The sequence below is a fragment of the Lacisediminimonas sp. genome, assembly GCF_030645335.1.
Lineage (GTDB): Bacteria > Pseudomonadota > Gammaproteobacteria > Burkholderiales > Burkholderiaceae_D > Lacisediminimonas.
In genome coordinates this window covers 1-8,478 of the sequence record NZ_JAUSNH010000246.1, presented here as the reverse complement: position 1 = coordinate 8,478, position 8,478 = coordinate 1, and the positions used below count along the sequence as shown (strand labels likewise).

The window sequence follows — 8,478 nt, the reverse complement described above, 5'->3', positions numbered from 1 at the left end:
TGCGGCATGGCTGCCCTTGATGCGGCTGGCATTCAGGAAGCCGGCGTCACAACCGAGCAGCGCACCGCCAGGGAAAGTCAGTTTGGGCAGCGACTGCAGGCCGCCGGCGACGATCGCGCGCGCGCCATAGGAAATCCGCTTGGCGCCTTCAAAGAACGGCCGGATCGCTGCATGGGTCTTGTAACGCTGGAACTCTTCATACGGCGACAGGTAGGGATTCTCGTAACCCAGGCCGACCACATAGCCGACAGCGACCTGGTTGTTGTCCATGTGGTAGAGGAAGGAGCCGCCATAGGTGTCCGAGTCCAGCGGCCAGCCCGCGGTATGGATCACCAGGCCCGGCTGGTGGCGCGCCGGATCGATTTCCCATAGTTCCTTGATGCCGATGCCGTAGGTCTGTGGATCGCGGCCGCGGGCCAGGTCGAACTTGCTTGTCAGCTGGCGGCCCAGGTGGCCGCGCGCGCCTTCGGCAAACAGCGTGTACTTCGCGTGCAGCTCCATGCCAAGCTGGAAGGCGTCAGTTGGATTGCCTTCGCGGTCCACGCCCATGTTGCCGGTCGCCACGCCTTTTACCGCGCCATCCTCGGCATACAGTATTTCCGCTGCCGGAAAGCCCGGGAATATTTCAACGCCAAGGGATTCGGCCTGCTGTCCCAGCCAGCGCACCACATTGGCCAGTGAAACCACATAGTTACCATGGTTCTGGAAGCAGCCCGGCAGCATCCAGCCTGGTGTCTTGAATGCTTTTGTTTCGGTCAGGAACAGGAAGCGGTCTTCCGAGACTGGCGTATCCAATGGCGCGCCCAGCGCCTTCCAGTCCGGGAACAGTTCATTCATCGCACGCGGGTCCATCACCGCGCCGGACAGGATGTGCGCGCCCAGCTCGCCGCCTTTTTCGAGCACGCAGACATTCACCTCGCTGCCCTTGTCCGCTGCCAGCTGCTTGAGCCTGATCGCCGCGGCCAGGCCAGCGGGCCCGCCGCCGACGATGACGACGTCGTACTCCATTGCTTCGCGGGGGCCGTATTGTTCGAGCAGTTCTGCGCTGGTGGTCATGGGGATGGAATCTCGGTGATCTGATTGTTTTGACGAGTGGTCGAATTGTCAGGGATTTTGAGCGAGAATGCTAGACGAGGCCGGTGCCCAGGCCGCCGGCTTCATGTAATCATCGCCTTGCCTGCTGCGCCCGATCGCAGCATGCGGGGCCATACAGGAGACATTCCGTGGCAATAGAAGTCAATTTTGAAGGCAAGATCGCGCTGGTGACCGGCGCTTCCAGCGGTCTGGGTGCGCGCTTTGCGAAAGTGCTGGCACAGGCCGGTGCGCAGGTCGTGCTGGCTGCCCGCCGGCAGGAGCGCCTGAAGGAATTGCGGGCCGAGATCGAGTCCGACGGCGGTGCTGCCCATGTGGTCAGCCTGGACGTGACGGACTACGCCAGTATCAAGGCGGCCATCGCCCATGCCGAGACCGAAGCGGGTCCGATCGATATCCTGGTCAACAATTCCGGTGTATCCAACACCCGCCGGCTGGTCGATGTCACGCCGGATGACTATGCCTTCGTGATGGACACCAACCTGCGCGGTGCGTTTTTCGTCGCCCAGGAGACCGCCAAGCGCATGATTACCCGCGCCAAGGGCGAGCCTAACAAGCAGCATCGGATCATCAACATTGCGTCGGTTGCCGGTCTGAAGGTGCTGCCGCAGATCGGTGTCTATTGCATGAGCAAGGCCGGTGTGGTGCACATGACCAAGTCGATGGCGGTCGAATGGGGTCGCTACGGCATCAACGTCAATGCGATCTGCCCCGGCTATATCGAGACCGAGATCAATCATGATCACTTTGCCAGCGAGCAAGGGCAGGCACTGATCAACATGCTGCCGCGCAAGCGCGTTGGCAAGCCGGAGGACCTGGACGGCTTGTTGCTGCTGCTGGCGGGCGATGAATCGCGCTTCATCAATGGGGCGATCATGACCGCCGACGACGGCATGTCGGCCTACTGACCGGTCAGGCCTCGGACACTGCGGCCGTGTCCGATGTCGCGCCTGTGATCGGCGCCGGCCCGCGCGCAACACCGAGCAGCCGGTTCACCAGTTCGCTTGAGGTCGCTGCGCAGAATTTGCGCATCAGCTTGGCGCGGTGCATCTCGACCGTGCGGGGCGACAGGCCGACCTGGCGGCCGATCTGCTTGCTGGTCTTGCCTTCCACCAGCAGCGCGGCGATTTCGCGTTCGCGCGGCGGCAGTGCCGCCGTGACCGGACGCTTGGCGCTCAGATCTTCGAAAGTCCAGATGCCGGCGGCGTGGACCTCCGTCCTTATCATCGACTTCCCGGTCACGTGGCACCAGAACAGCTCGCCATTTGCGCGTTTCATGATCCGCTCGTCGGAGTAGTGTCCAAGCGCATTCATGATCGGCACGATGCGCGCGCCGGTGCGTTCGAATTCGTCGGTAGAAGGGTAGAGCACCGAAAAAGACAGGCCACAGAGGGACTCGGCCGGATAACCGAACATGTTGGCCAGGAACAGGTTGCTGGCCTGGATCACACGGTTTTCCGACACGCACATGCCGATCGGTGCGTTGCGGAAAATACTTTCGAAATCGATAACGTGCACGGCGTTCATGTCCGTGAGATGCGGCGCAATGCCGGACGGCGGGGCAGATGGAGAGGGATAGCGGGGTGCGTGTACGCTTGCATTAAAATCGGCCTTCCGTACTTCTACGGTATTGTGCTGCTGCAGGGCGCAAACTATGCTGCTGTTTGCCTGGCCAGAGACGCCGGGCTGGTCGATACTTTACACAAATAAGAGGCTTGGTATGAAGAAAGTTTACCCCGACGCCGCCAGTGCAATCGCCGGTGTCGTCAAGGACGGGCAAACAATCGCGGTGGGTGGTTTTGGCCTGTGCGGCATCCCCGAAGCGCTGATCGCTGCGGTGCGGGATTCCGGCGTCAGGAACCTGACTGCCATCTCCAACAATGCCGGCGTCGACGGTTTCGGCCTTGGCCTGTTGCTCGGTACCCGCCAGATCCGGAAAATGATTGCTTCCTACGTCGGTGAAAACAAGGAATTCGAGCGCCAGTACCTGGCTGGTGAACTGGAGCTGGAATTCACGCCGCAGGGCACGCTGGCCGAGAAGCTGCGCGCCGGCGGCGCCGGCATTCCCGCTTTCTTCACCAAGACTGGCGTGGGCACCATCGTCGCCGACGGCAAGGATGTGCGCGAATTCGACGGCGAACAGTACGTGCTGGAGCGATCGCTGGTGGCCGATGTGGCGCTGGTCAAGGCCTGGATGGCCGACAAATCCGGCAACCTGGTCTACAACAAGACTTCGCGCAACTTCAATCCCAACGTCGCGATGTCGGGCAAGATCACCATCGTCGAAGTCGAGAAGCTGGTCGAGGTGGGTGAAATCGACCCGGACCATGTACACACTCCCGGCATTTTCGTTCACCGCATCGTGCTCAATGCGAATCCGGAAAAGCGGATCGAGCAGCGCACCGTACGCCCGAACTGAGCCGACGGCGAACCACAGAAAATCGGAGAAAAGACATGGCATGGACGCGTGAAGAAATGGCCGCCCGGGCGGCGCAGGAATTGCAGGACGGTTTTTATGTGAACCTGGGCATCGGCTTGCCGACCATGGTGGCGAATTACGTCCCCACCGACATTGAAGTCTGGCTGCAATCCGAAAACGGCTTGCTGGGCATTGGACCGTTCCCGACCGACGACGCCGTTGATCCGGACCTGATCAACGCCGGCAAACAGACCGTGACGGCTTTGCCCGGCGCATCGTATTTCAGCTCGGCGGATTCGTTTGCGATGATTCGCGGCGGCAAGATCAACATCGCCATTCTCGGCGCGATGCAGGTTTCGGAATACGGCGATCTCGCCAACTGGATGATTCCGGGCAAGATGGTCAAGGGCATGGGCGGCGCGATGGACCTGGTCGCCGGGGTCAAGCGGGTCGTGGTGCTGATGGAGCACGTTGCCCGCAACAAGGATGGTTCGACCTCATTCAAGATACTCAAGCAATGCAACCTGCCGCTGACCGGCGTGCGGGTGATCGACCGCATCATCACCGACCTCGGCGTCATTGATGTGACGGAGCAGGGCCTGAAGCTGCTTGAACTGGCGCCCGGAGTGACCAAGGAAGAAATCGTCGCCAAGACGGAAGCACCGCTGGATACCAGCGCAGTGAGCTGAAAGCGGTGGTGGTGGACTGACGAAACCGGGGCCATGCAGGCCCCGGTTTCGTTTCGGGTCATGCCGCATGCCAGCGGCGGGGATCCGGCTTCTCCGCCAGTTTTCGCTGCTGTTGCTGCTTACTGGGCTACCCAGCCGCCATCCATGTTCCACGCCACGCCGCGCACCTGGCTGGCAGTCTCGCTGCACATGAAGACAGCCAGCGCACCCAATTGTTCGGGCGTGACGAATTCGCCCGACGGCTGCTTCTCCGCCAGCAAATCCTTCTTTGCCTCCTCATTTGAAATCCCGCCGGTTGCGGCGCGCGTGTCGACCTGTTTCTGTACCAGCGGTGTCAGCACCCAGCCCGGGCATATCGCATTGCAGGTAACGCCGGTCTGCGCAGTTTCCAGGGCCGTGACCTTGGTAAAGCCGATGATGCCGTGCTTGGCTGCCACATAGGCCGATTTTTGCGTCGACGCCACCAGGCCATGGACCGAGGCGATGTTGATGATGCGGCCCCAGTTGGCAGCCTTCATCGCCGGCAAGGCCAGGCGTGTGGTGTGGAAGGCGGAGCTCAGGTTGATGGCGATGATCGCGTCCCATTTCTCGATCGGGAAGTCTTCGATATTGGCGACGTGCTGTATGCCGGCATTGTTGACCAGGATATCGACCCGGCCGAATTCGCGTGCGGCAGCCGCCATCATGTCGGCAATCTGCTCCGGTTTTGACATGTCCGCACCGTGGTAGAACGTTTTTGCGCCAAACTCGGTGGCAACGGCCGCTTGCAGTGCAGCGATCTCGGCGGCATCGCCAAAGCCGTTGAAAACGATATTGGCGCCTTCCGCCGCCAGCGCACGGGCTATGCCAAGACCGATGCCGGAGGTGGAGCCGGTGACCAGGGCAGTCTTGCCCTTGAGTGACTTGTTTTGCATGTTGAGCCTTGCCTTGGAGTTGTTGTGGTTTGTGTGCCTGGGCGCTGCCCAGGCTGACATCGAGCGCTACCCGGATTTTAAAGCCAAGCACGGTAAAATGGCGGGTTAGCCCAACCGTAGTTTTACCAGTGCTGCCATCTGCCCAATGAACAATGCCACCCGCCATGTCGTCCAGTGTCTGTCGCCGTCCGGCCTGCATCGGATGACCTACAAGGAATGGGGCCGTGCCGACAATCCGGATGTGGTGGTCTGCGTGCACGGCGTGACGCGGGTATCGGACGATTTTGATGCGCTTGCCCAAGTCTTGTGCAAGGATTTCCGCGTGATCTGTCCGGACGTGGCCGGGCGCGGGCGCTCAGACCGCTTGCGCAATCCGGCGCATTACCAGATACCGCAGTACGTCGCCGACATGGTGACGCTGGTCGCACGGCTCAATGTCGAACAGCTCGCATGGGTTGGCACCTCGATGGGCGGGCTGATCGGCATGGCGCTCGCATCTTTGCCGGGCACGCCGATTGCAAGGCTGGTGATCAATGACGTCGGGCCGCTGGTCAACCCGGGGGCGTTGGCGCGTATCGGCGAATACATCGGCCAGCCGATCCGGTTCGAACAGCTGGAAGATGCAATCAATTACGTACGGATGATATCGGCGCCATTCGGCCCGCATACCGAGGACCAATGGCGCAAGCTGGCGACCGATGTATTGCGACAGGATGAAAACGGCATGTGGACCCGCAATTACGATTTGGGCGTGGCTGAATCGGTCAAGGGCATTACGCCCGAAATTGCAGTCAAATCGGAAGCGGCGCTGTGGGCCGCCTACGATGCGATCACCTGTCCGACCTTGCTGCTGCGCGGACAGCAATCCGACCTGCTCAGTGTGGAGACTGCGCAGAAAATGACCCAGCGCGGGCCACGGGCCCGCCTGCTTGAATTTGCCGGCATCGGCCATGCGCCCACCTTGCTGCATGCGGACCAGATCGAAGCGGTGGCTGGGTTTCTGAAGGAATAAAACAGTGGCCCGACCGGGCCGCGATATAAAGAGACGAATGGTTTCCATTGCAACTGAACAATCGCAACTGAGCGCAGGCATGTCGGCCGCCGATGCTGCGCGGATCATGGACGCGCTCGACTTCGTGCGTCCGGTCTATTCCGGCAAGCTGCTGCGCACCGGGCAGGACGCGATGGAATTTGCGCAACAGGTGGCGTCGGTGCTGGCGCAACTGTCGTCCGACGCCGACACCCGGATCGCGGCATTGCTGTTCGAGCTGCATGTGTTCGACCCCAAGGCGCTGGACACCATCGAAAAGCGCTTCGGCCGTGAAATGTCCGATTTCGTCGGCGGCATCCAGCGCCTGATGCGGCTGCATGAAATGACCTTTGCACAGCAGGAGATCGCCCGCAGCCGCGGTGCGCCCGAAATCGCCTCCGCCCAGGTCGAAGCCTTGCGCAAGATGCTGCTGGCGATGGCTTCCGACATGCGTGCGGTATTGATCCGGCTGGCGTCGCGGCTGACCACGCTGCGCTTCTTTGCGGAAAACAAAATGCAGGACGCGCGCACCGAAAAATATGCGCATGAAACCTTCGACCTGTACACGCCGCTGGCGAATCGGCTCGGCGTCTGGCAACTGAAGTGGGAGCTGGAAGACCTGTCCTTCCGTTTCATGGAACCGGAATCGTACAAGCGCATTGCCAACATGCTGGAAGAAAAGCGGGTGGAGCGGGAAGCCTTCGTCGCCAGCGCCATCCTGCGCCTGAAGACCGAACTCGCCCAGGCCGGAATCAAGGCCGATGTGTATGGTCGCCCAAAGCACATCTACAGCATCTGGTCGAAAATGCGCGGCAAGTCGCTCGACTTTTCCGAACTGTACGACGTGCGGGCGTTCCGCGTGATCGTCGACGATGTGCGCAGTTGTTATGCGGTGCTGGGCATCGTCCACAACATCTGGACGCCAATACCCGACGAATTCGACGACTACATCTCGCGGCCAAAGGCCAACGGCTACCAGTCGCTGCATACCGTGGTGGTCGGCGACGACACACGCGCGCTCGAAGTCCAGGTGCGGACCCGGGAAATGCATCACTTCGCCGAATACGGTGTGGCGGCGCACTGGCGCTACAAGGAGAGCGCCAACCCCAGCTCGACCTCGCAAGCGCAGAAGTACGACGAAAAAATTGCCTGGCTGCGGCAGTTGCTGGCCTGGAAAAGCGAGGTCGTCGATACCGTGGTCGGCACCGACGAGCTGCAGGCCCAATGGGTGGAGAAGCTCAAGTCCGCGACCCTGGACGAGCACATCTACGTACTCACGCCACAGGCCCGGGTGATTGAATTGCCGGCGGGTGCAACGCCGATCGATTTCGCCTATCACCTGCACAGCGATGTCGGGCATCGCTGCCGTGGCGCGCGTGTCGACGGCGTGATGGTGCCGCTGAACACGCCGCTCAAGAACGGACAGACGGTCGAGATCATCACCGCCAAGGGCGAGCAGGCCGCATCCGGCGCCGCCGGCCCGTCACGCGACTGGCTCAGCACCGGCTTCGCGGCGAGCGCGCGCACACGCTCGAAGATCCGCGCCTGGTTCAATGCGATCGAGCAGCAGGAGACGCTGTCAGCCGGCCGCGCACTGATCGACAAGACGCTGCAGCGCGAAGGCCGCACTGCGGTCAACCTCGATGAGCTTGCGCACAAGCTCGGCTTCCCCAAAGTCGACGATCTGTACCACGCCGTGGCAAAAGACCAGTTCAGCCTGCGGCATGTCGAGCACGCACTGCACGACGAAGTTGTCAAGGAAGTCAACCCGGACGATGCCGTGGTGGCGCGCAAGAGCCGCGCATCGAGTGTCGTGCAAGGGGCGAAATCTGGCGTGCTGGTAGTCGGTACCGAAGGCTTGCTGACGCAACTGGCGCGTTGCTGCAAGCCGGCGCCGCCAGACCCTATCGTTGGCTTTGTCACGCGCGGCAAAGGCGTGTCGATCCATCGCGCAAGTTGCAAGAACTTCGCCGAAATGAAACAGCACGCGCCCGAGCGCGTAATCGACAGCGAGTGGGGCGCCTCGGGCAGCGAAACGGTGTATCCGGTCGACATCTTCGTGCTGGCCGGCGACCGCCAGGGCCTGCTGCGCGACATTTCCGAAATATTCCTGCGGGAAAAAATCAACGTGATCGGCGTGAGCACGCAAAGCGCCAAGGGCCAGGCACGCATGGCTTTCACGGCGGAGATCAGTTCAACGGCGCAATTGCAGAAGGCGCTGTCGACGATCAAGGATGTGAACGGCGTATTCGAAGCCCGACGACAATAGCGGCGCGATCGGGCCGAATGGAAACAAAATGCTGGCACGTCCAATGAAAGGCCGCTATAATTTCG

At 61.3% G+C, this 8,478-nt stretch carries 8 protein-coding genes; 5 read left to right on the top strand and 3 right to left on the bottom strand.

Features of this window, described 5'->3' with window-relative positions; translation table 11 throughout:
* The coding region (locus Q7T64_RS17035) for an NAD(P)/FAD-dependent oxidoreductase (protein ID WP_304798175.1) at positions 1-1,056 on the bottom strand (1,056 nt) is incomplete at its 3' end.
* Between the two features lie 167 nt (positions 1,057-1,223).
* Between Q7T64_RS17035 and Q7T64_RS17030 the strand changes: the two genes are divergently transcribed.
* Positions 1,224-2,000 (top strand): SDR family oxidoreductase, encoded by a 777-nt coding sequence (locus Q7T64_RS17030; protein ID WP_304798173.1) that lies wholly within the window; start codon positions 1,224-1,226, stop codon positions 1,998-2,000.
* A gap of 4 nt (positions 2,001-2,004) precedes the next feature.
* On the opposite strand, the gene Q7T64_RS17025 is transcribed toward Q7T64_RS17030, so the two are convergent.
* Entirely contained in the window at positions 2,005-2,619 is a 615-nt protein-coding gene (locus Q7T64_RS17025) for a LuxR C-terminal-related transcriptional regulator (protein WP_304798171.1), read from the bottom strand.
* 193 nt (positions 2,620-2,812) lie between these two features.
* On the opposite strand from Q7T64_RS17025, the gene Q7T64_RS17020 reads away from it, so the two are divergent.
* Positions 2,813-3,511: a CoA transferase subunit A gene (locus tag Q7T64_RS17020; RefSeq protein ID WP_304798169.1), complete on the top strand. Its 699-nt coding sequence runs from the start codon at positions 2,813-2,815 to the stop codon at positions 3,509-3,511.
* A gap of 35 nt (positions 3,512-3,546) precedes the next feature.
* The gene (locus Q7T64_RS17015) at positions 3,547-4,200 is read left to right on the top strand and encodes a CoA transferase subunit B (protein ID WP_304798167.1); all 654 of its coding nucleotides are present in this window, start codon (positions 3,547-3,549) and stop codon (positions 4,198-4,200) included.
* Between the two features lie 119 nt (positions 4,201-4,319).
* Here the strand turns inward: Q7T64_RS17015 and Q7T64_RS17010 are convergent, their stop codons facing one another.
* On the bottom strand, positions 4,320-5,114 hold the full coding sequence (locus Q7T64_RS17010) for a 3-hydroxybutyrate dehydrogenase (protein WP_304798166.1): 795 nt from the start codon (positions 5,112-5,114) through the stop codon (positions 4,320-4,322).
* 145 nt (positions 5,115-5,259) lie between these two features.
* On the opposite strand from Q7T64_RS17010, the gene Q7T64_RS17005 reads away from it, so the two are divergent.
* Positions 5,260-6,126: an alpha/beta fold hydrolase gene (locus tag Q7T64_RS17005; RefSeq protein WP_304798164.1), complete on the top strand. Its 867-nt coding sequence runs from the start codon at positions 5,260-5,262 to the stop codon at positions 6,124-6,126.
* Positions 6,127-6,163: 37 nt separating this feature from the next.
* Entirely contained in the window at positions 6,164-8,413 is a 2,250-nt protein-coding gene (locus Q7T64_RS17000; RefSeq protein ID WP_304798162.1) for a bifunctional (p)ppGpp synthetase/guanosine-3',5'-bis(diphosphate) 3'-pyrophosphohydrolase, read from the top strand.
* Positions 8,414-8,478 lie beyond the last annotated feature (65 nt).

Coding starts and splice junctions, on each gene's coding strand:
- Q7T64_RS17005 (WP_304798164.1), top strand. CDS start 5,260: ATGAACAATGCCACCCGCCATGTCGTCCAGTGTCTGTCGCCGTCCGGC.
- Q7T64_RS17025 (WP_304798171.1), bottom strand. CDS start 2,619: ATGAACGCCGTGCACGTTATCGATTTCGAAAGTATTTTCCGCAACGCA.
- Q7T64_RS17000 (WP_304798162.1), top strand. CDS start 6,164: ATGGTTTCCATTGCAACTGAACAATCGCAACTGAGCGCAGGCATGTCG.
- Q7T64_RS17010 (WP_304798166.1), bottom strand. CDS start 5,114: ATGCAAAACAAGTCACTCAAGGGCAAGACTGCCCTGGTCACCGGCTCC.
- Q7T64_RS17020 (WP_304798169.1), top strand. CDS start 2,813: ATGAAGAAAGTTTACCCCGACGCCGCCAGTGCAATCGCCGGTGTCGTC.
- Q7T64_RS17015 (WP_304798167.1), top strand. CDS start 3,547: ATGGCATGGACGCGTGAAGAAATGGCCGCCCGGGCGGCGCAGGAATTG.